Source organism: Enterococcus sp. AMC1251 (genome assembly GCF_058216535.1).
Window position 1 is genome coordinate 1,799,487 of sequence record NZ_CM177098.1, and the last position, 16,518, is coordinate 1,816,004.

At 35.3% G+C, this 16,518-nt stretch carries 20 protein-coding genes and 1 riboswitch; of the genes, 1 reads left to right on the top strand and 19 read right to left on the bottom strand.

Annotated features, from left to right (window positions below; translation table 11 throughout):
• Nucleotides 1–27: 27 nt before the first annotated feature.
• From AC4BBR_RS08415 to AC4BBR_RS08455, 9 genes are all read right to left on the bottom strand, one after another.
• Entirely contained in the window at nucleotides 28–324 is a 297-nt protein-coding gene (locus AC4BBR_RS08415; RefSeq protein WP_490459135.1) for a hypothetical protein, read from the bottom strand.
• Entirely contained in the window at nucleotides 314–988 is a 675-nt protein-coding gene (locus AC4BBR_RS08420) for a DUF5081 family protein (RefSeq protein WP_490459136.1), read from the bottom strand. Before AC4BBR_RS08420 ends, AC4BBR_RS08415 begins: the two co-directional genes overlap by 11 nt.
• A gap of 9 nt (nucleotides 989–997) precedes the next feature.
• Nucleotides 998–1,300, bottom strand: coding sequence for a hypothetical protein (locus tag AC4BBR_RS08425; RefSeq protein WP_490459137.1), 303 nt, complete (start codon nucleotides 1,298–1,300; stop codon nucleotides 998–1,000).
• Between the two features lie 24 nt (nucleotides 1,301–1,324).
• Nucleotides 1,325–1,747 (bottom strand): hypothetical protein, encoded by a 423-nt coding sequence (locus AC4BBR_RS08430; protein ID WP_490459138.1) that lies wholly within the window; start codon nucleotides 1,745–1,747, stop codon nucleotides 1,325–1,327.
• 254 nt (nucleotides 1,748–2,001) lie between these two features.
• Nucleotides 2,002–3,213 (bottom strand): 30S ribosomal protein S1, encoded by a 1,212-nt coding sequence (gene rpsA, locus AC4BBR_RS08435; RefSeq protein WP_490459139.1) that lies wholly within the window; start codon nucleotides 3,211–3,213, stop codon nucleotides 2,002–2,004.
• A 211-nt stretch (nucleotides 3,214–3,424) separates the two neighbouring features.
• A complete protein-coding gene (cmk, locus tag AC4BBR_RS08440) occupies nucleotides 3,425–4,093 on the bottom strand; it encodes a (d)CMP kinase (protein WP_490459140.1) in 669 nt (222 codons plus the stop codon).
• A gap of 127 nt (nucleotides 4,094–4,220) precedes the next feature.
• Entirely contained in the window at nucleotides 4,221–4,736 is a 516-nt protein-coding gene (locus tag AC4BBR_RS08445) for an SAG1386/EF1546 family surface-associated protein (protein ID WP_490459141.1), read from the bottom strand.
• A 79-nt stretch (nucleotides 4,737–4,815) separates the two neighbouring features.
• Nucleotides 4,816–6,258, bottom strand: a complete 1,443-nt coding sequence (locus AC4BBR_RS08450; protein WP_490459142.1) for a RecQ family ATP-dependent DNA helicase — start codon at nucleotides 6,256–6,258, stop codon at nucleotides 4,816–4,818.
• Nucleotides 6,258–7,286 carry a YpbB family protein gene (locus AC4BBR_RS08455; RefSeq protein WP_490459143.1) on the bottom strand — a complete coding sequence of 343 codons (1,029 nt, stop codon included), beginning with the start codon at nucleotides 7,284–7,286 and terminating at the stop codon, nucleotides 6,258–6,260. Before AC4BBR_RS08455 ends, AC4BBR_RS08450 begins: the two co-directional genes overlap by 1 nt.
• Before the next feature lie 39 nt (nucleotides 7,287–7,325).
• Between AC4BBR_RS08455 and AC4BBR_RS08460 the strand changes: the two genes are divergently transcribed.
• Nucleotides 7,326–7,538, top strand: a complete 213-nt coding sequence (locus AC4BBR_RS08460) for a ferredoxin (RefSeq protein ID WP_490459144.1) — start codon at nucleotides 7,326–7,328, stop codon at nucleotides 7,536–7,538.
• Between the two features lie 81 nt (nucleotides 7,539–7,619).
• On the opposite strand, the gene AC4BBR_RS08465 is transcribed toward AC4BBR_RS08460, so the two are convergent.
• The 10 genes from AC4BBR_RS08465 to AC4BBR_RS08510 form a co-directional block, all read right to left on the bottom strand.
• Complete coding sequence (locus AC4BBR_RS08465; RefSeq protein WP_490459145.1) at nucleotides 7,620–8,345, bottom strand: alpha/beta hydrolase; 726 nt, start codon at nucleotides 8,343–8,345, stop codon at nucleotides 7,620–7,622.
• A gap of 131 nt (nucleotides 8,346–8,476) precedes the next feature.
• Nucleotides 8,477–9,085: an ECF transporter S component gene (locus tag AC4BBR_RS08470; protein WP_490459146.1), complete on the bottom strand. Its 609-nt coding sequence runs from the start codon at nucleotides 9,083–9,085 to the stop codon at nucleotides 8,477–8,479.
• A 531-nt stretch (nucleotides 9,086–9,616) separates the two neighbouring features.
• Nucleotides 9,617–9,741: riboswitch (FMN riboswitch) on the bottom strand.
• Between the two features lie 158 nt (nucleotides 9,742–9,899).
• A complete protein-coding gene (locus tag AC4BBR_RS08475) occupies nucleotides 9,900–10,616 on the bottom strand; it encodes a pseudouridine synthase (protein ID WP_010761429.1) in 717 nt (238 codons plus the stop codon).
• The gene (gene scpB, locus AC4BBR_RS08480; RefSeq protein ID WP_490459147.1) at nucleotides 10,617–11,234 is read right to left on the bottom strand and encodes an SMC-Scp complex subunit ScpB; all 618 of its coding nucleotides are present in this window, start codon (nucleotides 11,232–11,234) and stop codon (nucleotides 10,617–10,619) included.
• Nucleotides 11,231–12,010, bottom strand: coding sequence for a segregation/condensation protein A (locus AC4BBR_RS08485; protein WP_490462092.1), 780 nt, complete (start codon nucleotides 12,008–12,010; stop codon nucleotides 11,231–11,233). Before AC4BBR_RS08485 ends, scpB begins: the two co-directional genes overlap by 4 nt.
• Before the next feature lie 44 nt (nucleotides 12,011–12,054).
• Nucleotides 12,055–12,417 carry an N-acetyltransferase gene (locus AC4BBR_RS08490; protein ID WP_490459148.1) on the bottom strand — a complete coding sequence of 121 codons (363 nt, stop codon included), beginning with the start codon at nucleotides 12,415–12,417 and terminating at the stop codon, nucleotides 12,055–12,057.
• 27 nt (nucleotides 12,418–12,444) lie between these two features.
• Entirely contained in the window at nucleotides 12,445–13,335 is an 891-nt protein-coding gene (xerD, locus tag AC4BBR_RS08495; RefSeq protein WP_490459149.1) for a site-specific tyrosine recombinase XerD, read from the bottom strand.
• A 139-nt stretch (nucleotides 13,336–13,474) separates the two neighbouring features.
• Nucleotides 13,475–14,407, bottom strand: a complete 933-nt coding sequence (locus tag AC4BBR_RS08500; protein ID WP_490459150.1) for an alpha/beta hydrolase — start codon at nucleotides 14,405–14,407, stop codon at nucleotides 13,475–13,477.
• 121 nt (nucleotides 14,408–14,528) lie between these two features.
• The gene (locus tag AC4BBR_RS08505) at nucleotides 14,529–15,158 is read right to left on the bottom strand and encodes an NUDIX hydrolase N-terminal domain-containing protein (protein WP_490459151.1); all 630 of its coding nucleotides are present in this window, start codon (nucleotides 15,156–15,158) and stop codon (nucleotides 14,529–14,531) included.
• A 124-nt stretch (nucleotides 15,159–15,282) separates the two neighbouring features.
• Nucleotides 15,283–16,377: a DUF871 domain-containing protein gene (locus AC4BBR_RS08510; RefSeq protein ID WP_490459152.1), complete on the bottom strand. Its 1,095-nt coding sequence runs from the start codon at nucleotides 16,375–16,377 to the stop codon at nucleotides 15,283–15,285.
• Between the last annotated feature and the right edge of the window lie 141 nt (nucleotides 16,378–16,518).

Here is a 16,518-nt window from a genome sequence, read left to right on the forward strand (position 1 = left end):
ACCCTCATTTCCTAAAACTACTGACTATTATTTCTCCTTTGACTTTATATCACTGCTAACTGATTGATCCAGCTCCACAAAGGTTTCTCCTGCATAGGTCACATACTCTCCTAATCGAGCATAATGGGAAATCAATTCTTCCATGCGAGCTGTTACAACATTGAACAGTGCGACTTGTCCTTGCGCCATTCCTTCCACATAATACTCACTTCCTGTAATAGTTTGTAAGGAACTGTAGGATGATTCTAATTCGCTAACAACGCTTTGAATCTTACTTGTAATATCGGATAACTCACCAGGATCTACTGTAATTTTATCTGCCAAACCAATTCACCAGCCCTTCCGTTTTATCTTTTGGTCCTTCATAAGGAATTTTTAATTGGTCAACTAGCCATTTATTGACCCAAAACTGACTGACTCTTTTTAATTGTTCATGGTCCAATCGATACAACGTCCCTTGAGACACTAACAAAGCGTATTCAGCTTTAGCCAAGTTCTTCACTTGCTTCTGAATGCTTCCTAGAACGACTGCGGCATCGATGCCTTGTTTCTGTAACTCTTCTAAGGTTAGTTGCGCTCGTCTTGAACGAAATTCTTTTTCTTCTTCTGTCCCTTCTCTACGCAAAATCGAATACTCCACAAGCCATTGTCCTAAAAGGGTTTCTGGTTCTTGAATCGTTAATTGATAGCCTTCTTCTTCTCTTTTCAAAACGATCGCTTGCTCACCTGTTGCGACATAGTACGTTTTATCTAAACAGATATAGGTTTCCGATTGCCCATAGCGTTCCATCAATGAAGCAACCAAATAGCCTTTTTTGGTTAGTTTGCCTTCTGCTAACAGCTCTTTCTTTTCCAAACGCTCGATGCCTTTCGGAACGACTGTCGTGTGATTGAATCGATAGGTCGTTAGTTGCGGCACACCAAATAGTTCCACTTGTCCCACCATATCGGCTAATACTACTAGCTCTTCTTCAGAAAAAATCGTCATCGTTGCCTCCTAAATCCCTCGTATTTCGCCCATTTTCGACGAATCAAACGAAGCAATATCCTTTTGTAGTTCTGTGACCGCTTTTTTATAACTCTTCACGCATTTCGCTAAGTCTTCATGGTATTGTTTGACGATGCCTAAATACATCAAATAGCTATCTTTCGATTCACCTGTCCATGTCTGATCATAGCCACTGCTGCTGGAAACAAGAGCTTTCGCTACATCCAGTGAAGCACGCATTGCACTTTTTGCTTTTGATGCACTACGGATTCCTTCAGAAAGACCGTCTGATTTTATCTCGATATTGCTCATTCGTGTATTGCCTCCTCACCCTAACTATCTTGGGATAATTTCATTATTTTTAAGCGCTTCTTGTTGTTTCCGTATCTTTTCTTGTGTTTGTCTCGCTATTTCTTGATGATACTCGTCCTCACGCTTTTTCTCTGCTATATAAAGATCTCCATAGTGTTGCGCTTTTGTTTCTGCTGTGGTGACACCGTCTGAGATACTGTCATTTCGACTTTTTATTTTTTTACTAAGTGACTGTAGTTCTTCTAGCAGCTCGCTTACTTTATTCAACGTATCTTGATTTGGGATTCCGTCTGCAGTTGAGACGCTCGTAAACTTTCCTTCGGCAGAAGATCGTGTTGTCTCCAATTGATCTAAATAGGAAGAGTGTTCGGTTACTGCAGTCGATAATTCTGTTTTAAGTGTGGTGTACTTTTGTTTTTTTTCTAGATATTCACTGGTTAAAAACATGCATTTGCTCCTTATATACTATTTGCTTCTATAAAAATTTTACCAAACATATAGAATAATAACAATAACTAAAGTTATTTAAAAAAGAACTTTATATCGTTTTTTTATTTTATATAAAATGAAATACAGGAATATTTGAACTAAATCAAAAAAAAGCGTAGAGGGAATTTCCCTCTACGCTTCGATTCATAGCTATTCGATTTAATTCTTTGAATTTTCTTCACCAACATTTAGCTGACAAAGAGCCACTAAACTTATTCTGAATCAGAATCTTGAGCTTTTAACGCCTCACCTAAAATATCACCCATTGTGAAACCAATATTTTCTTCTGGCAACTCATAGTCTTGAACATCTTTTGGTTCTTCTTGTGATTCAGGTTTTGCTTCTAAAGCTTTGATACTCAATGCAATGCGGTGTTCTTCTGGATTAACTTCCAATACTTTGACTTGAACTGTTTCACCTTCTTGTAATACTTCATGAGGCGTTGCAATATGTTTGTGTGAAATTTGAGAAATATGAACTAAACCTTCAACACCTGGAAATACTTCAACAAATGCACCAAAACTAGTTAAACGTTTGACAGTTCCATCAAGAACTGAGCTTACAGCAGCTTTGTTTTCAATATCTTCCCAAGGTCCAGCTAATGTTTCTTTTATAGACAGAGAAACACGTTCTTCATCTGGATTGATCGAAAGGATCTTAACCTTTACATCATCTCCTACGGATAACACATCACTTGGTTTACCAACGTGCTGATGTGCAATTTCAGAAACGTGCACTAATCCATCGATACCGCCCAAATCAATAAACGCACCAAAATCAGTTAAACGAGCAACTTTTCCTTCAACGATATCGCCATCATGAAGGGTTGCTAAGATATCTTTTTTCTTAGAATTTTTCTCGGCTGCAACAACAGCTTTATGAGATAAAATTAAACGATTTTCTGACGGCTCGATCTCGATGATTTTGAATGTTAATGTTTGACCTTTGTATTCCGAAAAATCATCAACAAAATGATCTTCTACCATCGAAGCTGGAACAAATCCACGGACACCAACATCAACTACTAAACCACCTTTTACGACATTCGTAACTGGCGCTTCAATAATTTTTCCAGCTTGGAAATCTTGTTCAATTTCTTCCCAAACTTTTTTGGCATCCAAACGACGTTTAGAAAGTAAATAACTACCGTTTTCTTTATCTTTGCCGATTGATGTGATAACTACTAAATCTAAGATATCACCAACACTTACTAACTCATTAATATCTTCTACTTGTGTTGTAGATAATTCTTTTGCTGGCACTACACCTTCAACCCCAGCACCTTCAATACCAACAATTACTTGTTTGTCCTCGACTGCAAGTACTTCACCTTTCACGATGTCGCCCACATTCACTTCAAGGAAACTGTTCATTGCATCTTCCATTGTTTCATTGCTGATTTCCACTTTTTTCTCTTCTGTCATGAATACTTATCCTCCTATGCCACCAAAAAATTCGTAAAAACTGACCTACTCCTTTAATAGTACGGGATTTTGCTGAAAAAATAAAGCGATTTCGCTCATTTTTTTTTTTTCTTTGAGATAAGAAGAACTTTTCTTTCTTTAAGACAAAGAAAGTATCACTTTTACGCAGTCATACTTTCTTTGTAGCTATTTTGTTACAGAATATGAAATTTTATCTTTTCGCTATGATAACCTCTTCGATCGCATTGACAACTTCTTCTACGTTCATTCCAGTTGTATCGATTTTCACTGCATCAGCTGCTTGTTTTAAAGGAGACACTTCTCTTGTGGAATCCAGATAATCCCGATGCTCTATTTCTTTTTTCAAAGTGTCAAAGTCAGTTGTAATTCCTTTTTCTTGATTTTCCTTAAAGCGCCTCTCAGCACGTTCTTCAACACTCGCAACTAAGAAGATTTTAACTTGTGCATCTGGCAGCACAGCTGTTCCTATGTCTCTTCCATCCATAACTACACCGCCAGCACGACCAATTATTTGCTGAAGCTCCACCATTTTCCTTCGAACAGCACCATGTTTTGCGACGATCGAAACAGCGTTCGTCACATTCGGTTGTCTGATCTCTTCTGTTACTTCGATGTCATCAACAAATACCAGTTGTTCTTTTTCAGTTTGTTTGAACGAAATTGTGTGGTTAAGAGATAGTTCGACTAACCCTGTTTCATTCTCAAAATCGATATTCTTTTTGATCGCTAAATAGGTCAACGCTCGATACATTGCTCCTGTATCGCAATAAATATAATTCATTTTTTTGGCTAAAATTTTAGCCACTGTGCTTTTCCCAGAAGATGCTGGTCCGTCAATTGCAATGCTTATCTTTTTCATAATAAAACTCCTTTGTTTATCACATAGTAAAAGAGTCTGGTACAAAACATGGTATGCTTTGTTTCAGACCCTTAAAGAGTAACGTTTGAGATAGAGCAGATAGCTATCTCAAACGTTACTCTTTTTATTATTTAACTCGTAAAGATTGGCCAGGTTGTAAAACAGAATCTACACTTAAACCATTCAATTGTAATAACTCATCAGTTGTTATGCCGTTTCTTGCTGCAACTTGATTTGGTCCTTCTCCATTCAATACTTCTGTGTAACCAGCTCCTTCTTCAACTGCACTAGTCGGCGTAGTTTCTTGTGAAACACTACTTTCAGCAGTTACTGTAGAAGAGGATGACACTTCACTTGAAGCTGTCGAGCTGTTCTTCGTTGATGACTGAACAACTACAGAGGATGATGGTTGGCTAGCTTTTTTATCATCAGATTTATCTCTCATCACATAAAGATAAGTTCCGACTGGCAAAGAAATAATCAATAGTAATAAAACAACTAAAATTGTTAGAAAGACCGTGTTACCTTTTTTTTGTTGACGCTTCTCAGAGCGGGATCCACCAGTATTCTTATCCGTGTCATAGATTGACTGCTCCCAAGGTTCACGTGCACCTGTTGCTTTTTTCTTATCTTTTTTACTCACGTATCGTTCCTCCTAAAATTCTCTCGTTTGCTATTATACCACAGCTTTTTGTCAACCGCAGTCTAAAAAAAGATTATTCTCATTCTTTAAATAATCTTATCAAAATGTCCTCCCACTGTTCGGAGATTTCGTTTTCTTCTGGTGATTGTACTATTTGCCCTTTGTAATTGTCAAAGGATAAGCCACATCGATCACAACAATTTTCTTGTATTTTTTCTGTACATTTTTCTGAAAAATATTGCTGAATGAATACACGACGGCAGTTTTCTACTTTGATATAGTTTAACATACCATTTAATTGTTGTTGTCGTTCTTTCTCTTTTCTTAATAATCTTTGCTCTAACTCCTCAATTGTATATTCTTTCTCTAAATATCCTTTCAGCCATTTTTGCTGGATTTCATTTAACATAGGTAAGATATTTTCTTGATTTTCTAATTGGTGTGTAACTAATTTATTTAAAAGTCCTCGAGCAATTCGACTTTCCGATTGAAAAAAATAATGAATGGATTCGTCCCCTTTTTGATAGAGTAAAATGGCAACACTAGCCTTCCCATCACGACCAGCTCTGCCAATTTCTTGAACATAATTTTCTAAACTATCTGGACAATCATAGTGAATCACGAATCGTACATCGGGTTTATCGATTCCCATACCAAAAGCATTTGTCGCACATAAAATATCTAATTGATTCGATACAAACTGTTGTTGTAGCAAACTACGTTCATTGGCTGTCAAGCCTCCATGATAAAATGCAGACTTCAAATTAGTCTGTTCAACGATCAATTGGTTTAATTTTTCGGTTGTTTTTCTCGTTGCACAATAAATAATCCCTTTATTTTTCAGTTGAGTCAAATAAGAAATCAATATATTCTTTTTTTCAGTTGTTTGATTAACGATTAAACCTATATTTGGCCGATTCACAGAAAAGATCACTTCTGAAATCATTTTGTGATGGGAAAATACTTGGTTAATAATTTCTTTTTTTACAGCCGGGGTAGCTGTAGCCGTCAAGGCTAAGGTTAACGGGTAGTTGCATTCAGCTTGAATCTTAACTAACTTGGTATATTCCGGTCTAAAATCAACACCCCATTGGGAAACGCAATGAGCTTCATCTACTACAAATAATGCAATAGTTAACCTAGCTAATCTTTTTCGAACTTCTTTTTGAGTTAATGTTTCAGGGCTAATCAAAATAAATTTGTAGTCACCTAGATGATTTAATACATATTGTTTTTCTAAATAAGTTAAACTACTATTTAACGCAATCACACTTGCTTCACCTTTCTTCTGAAGTTGAAGTACTTGATCTTCCATTAATGATAGCAGTGGTGAAACAATGATTACTGTACCCTCGATTAATTGCCCGACCAATTGATAACATAAGGATTTTCCAGTTCCTGTAGGTAAAATAGCTAATGTATCTTGTTTTTTTAGTAGCTGCTCGATCACTTCTCTTTGCCCAGGTTTAAACGTGTCAAAACCAAATCTTTCATGTAATATTTGTTCTAAATTAATTGTCATCAGCTGAATTCTCTTTCTTTTCTAAGTTTTTGAATTTGGTATAAACGAAACTCAAAATAGTCAAGTTCTGAATAGTTTTCTTTGATTAAACGAAATTCCCAATCTTGATAAGGTCTTGAAAAATTCTGCAATTGATGACAAGTTTTTTCGGATATATATCGTTCAAAAGGAAACTCCTTCGTTAAAGCTATCTCTATAAGATGATCTTTAATTGTGCTTGTCTTGACTCTTCGCAGCAAGGCTAATTCTTCTATTAAAAATGGTGTTTTTAAATAATTATTTGTTTGGCTCATACTTTTATTTTCATTTTGTTTAACTAAAGGATCAACCAAATTTTTCAAAAAACTAGCTTCTGGCATCAGACAAATCGTAGCTAATAAATGATGAAGTTTTTCTTTTTTGAACAAAAATTGTTCAGATGCGTTAGCGTGATTTTGGATCAGTTGAAAAGTAGTCTTACCGATTTTCTGATAGCCTGAGAATTGTTGAGCGAAAAAGTTTGCTTCATCTTTCGTTAAATGAGAAAAAATTTTAGTCCACTCTGTTTTTACTGTTTTAACTAATTGGTCTTTTGGCATTGATTTTATATATGTTTTTACTTGTTTTTGATACAATGGAGATTGCTCAAGCGGAACATAGTTTTTGTTAGTATAAGATAAATTTGAGACAACTTGCACCGTAAATTGTAGCAATCGCCAAATGTTGTCATCCGTTCTACCAAAGCGATAATTATCGATCCAAAAAAAATGGTCACTGCTATAAGTGATTGCTTGTTTACCAATATCCGTTATTTGAACCTCGCCATCTGCTGTTCGTCGTAATAACTTTTGTTTAGCTAAACTATCTAGTATATCGTCATATTGTTTTTCGGTTAATTCTGGATATAACTGGAAAAAACGTAAATTTTCATATAAAAAGCCATAGATCAATACAGAACTTGTTCGTTTGCCTTTTAAAAGATGATACAAAGTTGAAGTCCGCACCTTGTATCCGTGTTGAAATAAAGCTAAAATAAAAGAAGGTTCCATATTTTCACCTCTTTCAATGATAGAATAGGATGTGCTCACATGTTATGTAAAATAATTCCTGAAAAATGCATTGCTTGCGGTTTATGCCAAGTCTATGCGCCAGAAATTTTTGATTATACTAATGAAGGAATCGTTGTTTTAAAAAATAACAGCGAAGCCAATCAAGAATTTGTTACTGAAAACCAACGAGACAATGTCTTAATAGCGTACCGCAAATGTCCTGTTCGTGCAATAGAGATCATAGATAAATAATGAAAAATACTAGATAGTTTTTTTACTCAATAAAAAGGGAGAAAATACTTGTTATAAAACTGTATTCTCTCCTTTTACTATTTATTTGATCGTATTTAGCCAATCAATCAGCTGTTTGGCAACGTCTTCTTGTTGTTCTTCATTATTAATTAGAGCTGATTTGTCCCCTTTTTGTTCACCATAACTACCAAATCCAGCATGGTTTCCCCCGTTGATTTCATCAAAAATAGTTTGTTTGGGTAAGTATTTTTTTGATTGATCGTAAGCTTGCCAGTTCAAAACACCATCTTCAGATCCTGTAACTGAAAGAACTTGACCATTAAATTTTACTAAACTTCCTTTTTCATCAGGATAACTTGCTAGAAAAAATACTCCTTTCAATTCGTTTTGACGCTTGTTTTCAGCGGCAAAACGACTAGCCATAACACCTCCTAATGAATGTCCACCGATTACATAATTGGTTAAGTGATTAGATTGAATAATTTGCTCCGCCTTATTTTTCCCTAACACAGCGAGATTTAACGGTTCTTTCACTAGATATACTGAAAACCCAGCTTCGGCTACTTTTTCAGCCCAAATACTATAACTGGCACTTTCAACCAAGGCTCCTTGATAAAAAATAAGTGCTGGTTTTTCTTGCTCCCCTTTAAAAAATAATGCATTATTTTTGTCGGTTGCTTTCTGAGAAGCCTCCAAAGCCATCGTCGTAGGTGTATAGGTTATTGTTTTTATGTAGAACAACGCCACTAAAATTAGTGTTACAAGTACTCCGATAAACCATAGTAGTCGCTTTTGCCATTTTTTCATTTTATTTCCCCTCTCATTCTTAACTATTTTATCAGAAATCTTGATGTAGCTAGAATGTTTTGTCTTATCCACAAAAAACATAAAGTAAAACGAGACGTTCTACTCTATGTTTTTCTGTTTATATACGTATTTTACTTGATTATTGTTTTTTTATTGCCCAACTGATATTGTTTTCTAGAAAGCCATGGCAAAAGCTTTGCATGAAGTATTAGAAAAACAGCACTTACAATTGCGCCTTTGATCAAGTTAAATGGGATAATCCCAATCGTCACATACTTTGCTAATGACATTCCTAAAAATTGTCCTGCTGATACACCAAATAGTTTTAAATAAAGTGGTGTAATCACAAAGTAATTTGCTATGCCCATGAAAAGAGTTAAAGCGATTATTCCAGTTGAAATACCTAGAATTTTAGTTGATAGCTTGTCGCTTCCTCGTTTGAAAAAATAATACATCGGTAAAGTGAAAACTGTTGTTGCAAAAAAACTAGCTGCGTCTCCTACCAGATTTTGTGGAGATGCTCCTGTCATAAATAGATGTAATACGGATCGTATAAAAGCTGTACTAATACCAGCTAACGGCCCAAATAAGAACATGCCGATCATAACTGGTATGTCGCTAAAATCAATTTTCAAGAAACCAAAAGCAGGCATGATTGGAAACGCCACAAACTGTAAAACCACGCCTATCGCTGCTAACATTGCTACACTTACCATTTTTTGTACCTTGTTGTTTCGCATATGAAATCCTCCTGTTTAAGGACCCATCTTCAAACGAACTTTTCTAAATTGGCTTTTTCATTGATTGCTCTTGGTTTGCTGTGAGGTGTTGCTTGGTCGAACGATAAGATGTGTGTCACTATGTACTGCTAAGTTATTTCCTGCTTTGTCAACCATTTCTTTGCAGTTATCGAGCGTGCTACATTATTTCGTTTTAAAAGAGATTCACTCATATTTAGTTTTGGTTAAGTATGGTGTTTCAACACGAAGTAAATTTCTAGCTTTACTCGCCAAGTACTGTTCAACATCTGCTCTAGAAAAGCAAGTCGCAGTCCTTCAATTCTTAGAACTTTAGCTCTTAGAGATTGATGCGATTGAAATGAAGTGTAGTGTTTCAGTTCGAAGGAAACTTCTCTCGCTTTGCTCGCCAAGTACTGTTCAACATCTGCTCTGTCCTTTGGCCAGTCGCAGTGTTTCACAGCAAAAACTCTATTTTCCAGCAGGGAAAATAGAGTAGAGTTATCTTATCTGAAAAATGCCAATTCAAATAAGCCCTATCTTCTTTATCCAGACTTTACTGTCGGTATTGGAATTTCACCAATTCAGCTACTTCAAATGAAGTAGGTCGTGGACTATAACCACCGGTCGGGAATTTCACCCTGCCCCTGAAGACGAACCTTTATTAATTTTTTGTACATTTATAGTATACAACCTTTTTAGAAAAAAGCAATATTTATGTTCAACACCTCACATATGTACTATTGATAAACACTTGTTATCACTAAAAAATATGAGCCAAAACTAAATCTAGTTATGGTTCATATTTCTAAATAAACTATTTTGATTGGTTCATTAAAACACTAATTTCTTTTTTATTTAAGTTACGGTATTCACCTGGACGTAGTCCTTTTAAGGTTAAATCACCGTATTTTTCTCTTTTTAATTTTTGGACTGGATAGCCTACTGCCTGAAGCATTTTTTTCACTTGGTGGTTACGCCCTTCATGAATTGTCAATTCAACTATGCTTGTATTTGTTTTAAGGTCAACAGAGATAATTTCAAAAGCAGCTGGTGCAGTTTTATAGCCTTCAATTTTCATTCCCTTAGTCAGTGGAAGTAAATCATGTTTTTTAGCTAATCCTTTTACTTTTGCTACATAAACTTTATCAATTTCATGACTTGGGTGCGTCAATTTTTGAGAAAATTCCCCATCGTTCGTTAGTAGCAACAATCCAGATGTGTCATAATCTAATCTTCCAACTGGGTAAATTCGTTCTTTGATGTGAGAGAAAAAATCTGTAACAACTTTTCTGCCTTTATCATCAGAAACAGCTGAAATAACGCCTTTTGGCTTGTAGAAAAGATAATAGCCATATTCTTCTTTGTAAATTGGCACATCATCTACTTCAACTTTGTCGTTTTTCCCTACTTGTGTTCCTAGTTCTCTAATAATTTTTCCATTTACTTTTACACGCCCATTGACGATGTATTCTTCTGCTTTTCTACGTGATGCAATTCCTGCATGCGCAATTACTTTTTGAAGTCTTTCCATTTAGTTTTCTTCCTCCGATTCGTTTGTGTCCGTTGATAGTTCTTCTTCATTTAATTCTTTGTAACGGTCGAAAAAGAGGTCTAAAGGTAACTCTTCAGCGATTTCTTCTTCCATTTGGTGAATATCTGGCAACTCTTCTAAGGATCTCAATCCAAAATAATCCATGAAATAAGCCGTAGTCCCATATAAAATTGCTCGACCAGGACCGTCTACCCGTCCCTTTTCTTCAATCAATTGACGGGCAACCAGTTTTTGCATGGAGCCTGCCGATTGAACGCCTCTAATCTCATCTACTTCAACTCTAGAAATTGGCTGTTTATAAGCAACAATCGATAATGTTTCGAGTGCTGCTTGCGATAAAGCATTTGAGATAGGAGATTGTGCATATTTTTTTAATAGTGGGGCAAAGGCTTTTTTAGTAGACAATATAAAGTGATTGCCGACTTCTAAAATATTTAATGCTGCTTGTTTATCTGCTTCATAGCGTTCTTTTAAAGCGGTCACGGCTTCGTATGTTTTGGCGGTAGATAACTCTAATAAATAAGATAGTTCTTCTAATCCAATTCCTTCTTCGCCAACAACAAATAGAATCGCTTCGATTTGACTTACTGTTGTCACGCTGTTTCCTCCGTACTTGATTCAATCTCTTCGGACGTATTATAGAGTAAAATAGTACTATAATTATCCTCTTGTTCTACATGAACGACCCCTTTTTTCATCAATTCCAACAATGCCATAAAGGTCGTCACAACTTCTGGTTTAGAATATGAAGTAAAAAAAGAGTCAAAATTTATCGGTGTATTTCGATCGATCTGACGCATTTTTTGACTAATCGCTGCAATCTTTTCTTCGATTGATACGTCATCTCCAGTAACAGTCGTTTCGACTGGCTGACGACTTTTTTTCTTTTCTAACATCGCATGAAAAGCGAGAAAAAGATCAATCGTATTCAATTGATTGGGTTCTAATAAAGGATTGTCTTCTTTGTATTCATCGATGTCCATAGGCTCTTTCGTATAATAAAGACTTCTTTCAGATTCTTTTTCATGCAACAGGCCTGCTGCATATTTAAATTTACGATATTCTAATAATTGTGCAACTAGCGCATCGCGTGGATCTTCTCCATCAAGGATTTCATCGTCTTCTGTCATTTCCAACTCTTGTTTGGGCAAAAGCATCTTACTTTTGATTGCCATCAATGTTGCTGCCATCACCAAATATTCTCCAGCAATCTCTAATTCCAATGTTTTCATTGTATGGATATAGTTCATATACTGTTCCGTTACGGCAGCGATTGGAATGTCATAAATGTCGATTTCCAACTTTTGAATCAAATGTAATAGAAGATCCAGTGGGCCTTCAAATACATCTAATTTTACATTAATTTCCTGCAAGATCATCCAACTTTCTTTTTCAACGCTTTAGTTTACCATAAAATTCAAGCGTTGTGTTCTTTCCACTTAGATAAATATGTAGATGTGGCTGGTGTGCCATAAATTTTAGTTTCAGGATACAGTAGGGCAACTTCATTTAACATGTCAAATCCGAGCTTCTCGCCTCTAAAAGATGGATTGATCGATATATCATGTAAAATCATCGCCTCTGACGTTTCTATTTCGATTCCTACAATTCCCTGAATATTTTGTCCTCCAGCGGGCGTCCAAAACAGTAGATGCAAGTTATTTTCTGTTTCATACATGTCTATTTCTTTTAGCAGTGCATAGTTTTCAGTTAATTTTTGATGAAAGCTTAATAGCCCCATCGCAATTTTCCGTTGTTCTTTTCGATAGTAAGTTAACATAATCCCACCTTCTTTCTTCTTTATTGGTTAGGCTCTTGGGAAGTGCTGTTTGTAAACATCTGCCATTCGTTGTTTTGTAATATGAGTATAGATTTGAGTTGTAGAAATATCTGCATGTCCTAGTAGTTCTTGTACGATTCTTAAATCCGCACCATTTTCTAATAGATGTGTCGCAAAGCTGTGACGCAATGTATGCGGCGTAATCGTCTTCTTAATTCCAGCGTCTTGCACAATTTGTTTTAGATTTTTCCATACTCCCTGTCGTGACAATGGATTCCCGTGGTGGTTTACAAATAAATGTGTTTCGTTTTGATTTTTTTTAATCAATATGGGACGGGCTTCTTCCAAATATTTTTCGATCCATTGAATCGCATAATCACCTAAAGGAATAATCCGTTCTTTATCTCCTTTACCGATAGTTTGTAATAACCCCATCGAAAGATGTAAATCACCTATTTTTAAGTCTACTAACTCGCTCACTCGCAATCCCGTTGCATACATGACTTCTAAGATTGTTCGATTTCTTACCCCCAAAGGTTTGGTTGTATCTGGCGTTTCGATCAAAGAAGTAACTTCTTCAACTGACAAAGTATTGGGCAGTTTTTGTGCCTTTTTAGGTGAATCGATGTGCTGCATTGGATCATGATCTGTCAAGCGTTCTTGTCTTAAAAACTGATGAAAACCTCTGAGACTTGAAATCATTCGAATAATGGTAGCAGATGAGTTGTTCTCATTGTGCAATGTTTGTAAATATTCCATAATTATGTAACGGTCAATCAGCTGCCAAGTGTCTATCTTTTGCTCTTTTAGAAAAGCGGAATATTTATATAAGTCCCGTTCGTAGCTTTTTCTTGTATTAAGAGAAAGCCCCCGCTCTATTTGTAAGTAATGCAGATAGTCAATAATCTGTTCTTCCATCTATTTTACCTCATTTCTTTTTATTATCATATCAAAGAATTCTAGCCGATGTATAGTGATTTTAGCAAGAGTAGTGTTTAAATGGATTGTTATTTCAAAAAAATCGTCACCAGCTGAGCAAACTAGGTGACGATAATTGTTAATCTACATATTTTGTTAAAAAGCTTTCAACCTGTTTCTTATAAGTCTCAGAGTCAATGTTATAAGCTTGAGCATGTTCTGCGCCTTTTACAACAAATTTTTCTTTTGGAGCATCCGTTGCATTGTATACTTCATCTAACATTTCAAAAGGCACAAATTTATCAGCATCACCGTGGATAAACAACATTGGTACTTTATTTTTTTTCAATTGTGCAACTGAACTTGCTTCCCCAAAGAAATAACCAGCACGAATTTTAGTGATTAAACTTGTAACTGGAACTAACGGGAACGCTGGTAAGTTAAACATATCTTTTAATTGATACGCCAATTCTTCATTTACGCTGGAATAACCGCAATCTTCAACAATTGCTTTGACATTCTTCGGTAACTTTTCACCACTGGTCATCATAACTGTAGCGCCACCCATACTAATACCGTATAACGTAATTTGTGTATCTTGTCCATTTTCAGTGATCATTTTATCGATCCATTGAAGGTAATCTTTTCGCTCTGGCCAGCCAAACCCAATGTAATCACCTTCACTTTCACCATGTCCCCGAGCATCTGGGACTAAAACATTATACCCCCAGTCATGATACATCTTAGCAAAACTGGCCATTGTTTCAGCATTGCCCATATAACCATGAGCCATAATTACATTTTTATCTGTTTTTTCATTTGCAGGTAAATAAATTGCTTTTAACGTTAATCCATCATTGGAGGTCAACTCCCAATATGAACGGTTATTTTTGTCTTTGAACCATTTTTCTTCGGAAGTTTTTTCTTTGATATCTGTTCCGGGTGTATCTCCAGCTAGAAAATCTTTTTTTGAAGGAACAACGGCATAATTATAAAAATACATCCCTGCTCCGATTAATATGATTATAACTAAAATTATTATAGCTATCAAAACTTTTACTATACGATTCATCCAATTTACTCCCTATTTAAAAGCACCATTAATAAAGTTATTATTTATTTAAAAAGAAAAATGATGCTCACTTTTTTCAAACTCTTAAATAGTATAATGTTTTATTGGAATTTTCGCAATATCAATCACAGATCATGATATTTTTTTTGTTCTGATTATCAGCAAAAATCATCTCGAAATTTCCAATGATATTTCGTTCTTTAGAGAGGGACAGCAAATAGATTTCTTTTAGTGAAAACCAACCTACATCATTCGTTTCAACACCTGTTTTTACCTTTTCATTTTGCGGTTCACATCGAATGAAAAATTTATAAACATAGGTCAATGCAGGAGGGAAATCATGCTTTGCCTTGTCCAATACAGCAATTAAATGTTGGGCTTTTACTGGTATTCCCGCTTCTTCTAGCGTTTCTTTTTCCGCAATCTCTTTTGGTGAATAACCAATATCAGCCCATCCGCCAGGTAAAGACCAGCAGTTATCACTTTTTTCTTTTACAAGCAGCAATTTTTCTTCTTGATTAAAAACAACTGCTCGAATATCTACTTTCGGCGTTGCATATCCTTCATCTTTGTCAACTAAAATAGTTAAATCTTGATCAGATAAATTAGGATATAGTATACTCATCAGTTGTTTTGTTATTTGTGAAAGTTCTTCATAGCGTTCTTGATCATAAATGTCTTTTCCATATTTTCTTCCTGTTTGTGCAATACCTTGAAGCTTTGCTAATAAAATGCTCTGTTCCTTTTCCATGAATGCCCTCTCATTTCTTTCTATTATCGAAAAAGTAATCGTTCTAAATTATTTTTTGGAAAAATGTTAAGAAAGAAGATCAAACCAAAATTTTAGCTCACTTTGGTTTGATCTTCTTTTAATTTTATTTATTATTTTCTATTAATTTAAAACTAGACCAAGGTTTTAAGAAATCTAACAAGAATAATTCATCATCAGAAATACGCCCCACAACATTCACTCGTCCGTCGTTTTTCATTTCCTTTAAGGCAATTTGTGTTTCTCCTTTATACTGACCGTAACCAACGTTATCAATCAAAACATCACCTTTTGTCATATCTTTTGTGTTATGAGCATTAAAGGCACGATCTTTAAAGTGAATTCGTGTCATCGTTGAACGTAAAATATATTCCGAACGGTCTCCTCGATAACTGTGAAGGCTTGTGAACAAGACTTCTCTTTCATCATCAGTAATATCTTGTGCAACATCGACTTTAATCGCCGGATATTCCGCATTGAATGCCTCTGCCATCGCTTTTAACTCAGCTTCTGATGCATAGGCATTCCCGACTAAGATATCATCAATCAAGCCAGTTAAAACAAGATGTTTCACTTGAGTGGCGATTTCTAGATCACGATGGTCTTCCAATGAACATAGACCATCTTGAGTCGGCCAAGGTCCAAATGTTGCATCGTGTGAATTCACAAATGCCATTGTATTTAAATTATATTTTCTGAATTTTTCAGAACAAAAAACAAAATGGTCATAGCCTAAACCAGAATAACGATGCGGATAAAAATTATGTGAACCTAATAAATTATCTGTATTTGGTGAGTAGCTCATGATATTGTCTACATAGCTTGTTCCTGTACTCATATTGATTTCGATTTTGATACCGTATGGATTGCGCGTCATTTTTGCTTCTTCTGCGCCAGTAAACCCAATATCTAAACGCACGCCATAAGCACCCATCTCATAAAAAAAAGATAAGTCATCATAAGAGATTTCTAATTGTTCAAATAAGGCAGGATTAATGTCGACCATAACTTCCATTTCAAGGCTATTGGCATAATCAACAACTTTTTTAAACGCTGCTAATACTTTTTCTTTATCTTCCGTAATTTGAAGTAAACTTGTAAAAACACGTTTAAATCCGTACTTGTGTGCTAAATCTAAATATGCTTTGTCCTTTTCAAAAGTTGAACGTTCTGGATAAATAGAAATACCTAATTTTCCCATTATTTAGTGCCTCCCAAGATTTGTATTGATTATAATGTATCCATTTTCATTATAGCAGAATAAGAAAAAGTGGTCTACACCTTTTGAAAATCTTAAAAATTTTCTTTTTTAACTAGCAGTTCTAAAAAGGATTTGTTATGA

What these genes read in the sequence shown, in the direction of transcription:
- AC4BBR_RS08420 (WP_490459136.1), bottom strand. Translation starts at nt 988, where the DNA reads ATGACGATTTTTTCTGAAGAAGAGCTAGTAGTATTAGCCGATATGGTG.
- AC4BBR_RS08425 (WP_490459137.1), bottom strand. Translation starts at nt 1,300, where the DNA reads ATGAGCAATATCGAGATAAAATCAGACGGTCTTTCTGAAGGAATCCGT.
- AC4BBR_RS08430 (WP_490459138.1), bottom strand. Translation starts at nt 1,747, where the DNA reads ATGTTTTTAACCAGTGAATATCTAGAAAAAAAACAAAAGTACACCACA.
- rpsA (WP_490459139.1), bottom strand. Translation starts at nt 3,213, where the DNA reads ATGACAGAAGAGAAAAAAGTGGAAATCAGCAATGAAACAATGGAAGAT.
- cmk (WP_490459140.1), bottom strand. Translation starts at nt 4,093, where the DNA reads ATGAAAAAGATAAGCATTGCAATTGACGGACCAGCATCTTCTGGGAAA.
- AC4BBR_RS08450 (WP_490459142.1), bottom strand. Translation starts at nt 6,258, where the DNA reads ATGACAATTAATTTAGAACAAATATTACATGAAAGATTTGGTTTTGAC.
- AC4BBR_RS08455 (WP_490459143.1), bottom strand. Translation starts at nt 7,286, where the DNA reads ATGGAACCTTCTTTTATTTTAGCTTTATTTCAACACGGATACAAGGTG.
- AC4BBR_RS08460 (WP_490459144.1), top strand. Translation starts at nt 7,326, where the DNA reads ATGTTATGTAAAATAATTCCTGAAAAATGCATTGCTTGCGGTTTATGC.
- AC4BBR_RS08465 (WP_490459145.1), bottom strand. Translation starts at nt 8,345, where the DNA reads ATGAAAAAATGGCAAAAGCGACTACTATGGTTTATCGGAGTACTTGTA.
- AC4BBR_RS08470 (WP_490459146.1), bottom strand. Translation starts at nt 9,085, where the DNA reads ATGCGAAACAACAAGGTACAAAAAATGGTAAGTGTAGCAATGTTAGCA.
- AC4BBR_RS08475 (WP_010761429.1), bottom strand. Translation starts at nt 10,616, where the DNA reads ATGGAAAGACTTCAAAAAGTAATTGCGCATGCAGGAATTGCATCACGT.
- AC4BBR_RS08490 (WP_490459148.1), bottom strand. Translation starts at nt 12,417, where the DNA reads ATGTTAACTTACTATCGAAAAGAACAACGGAAAATTGCGATGGGGCTA.
- xerD (WP_490459149.1), bottom strand. Translation starts at nt 13,335, where the DNA reads ATGGAAGAACAGATTATTGACTATCTGCATTACTTACAAATAGAGCGG.
- AC4BBR_RS08500 (WP_490459150.1), bottom strand. Translation starts at nt 14,407, where the DNA reads ATGAATCGTATAGTAAAAGTTTTGATAGCTATAATAATTTTAGTTATA.
- AC4BBR_RS08505 (WP_490459151.1), bottom strand. Translation starts at nt 15,158, where the DNA reads ATGGAAAAGGAACAGAGCATTTTATTAGCAAAGCTTCAAGGTATTGCA.
- AC4BBR_RS08510 (WP_490459152.1), bottom strand. Translation starts at nt 16,377, where the DNA reads ATGGGAAAATTAGGTATTTCTATTTATCCAGAACGTTCAACTTTTGAA.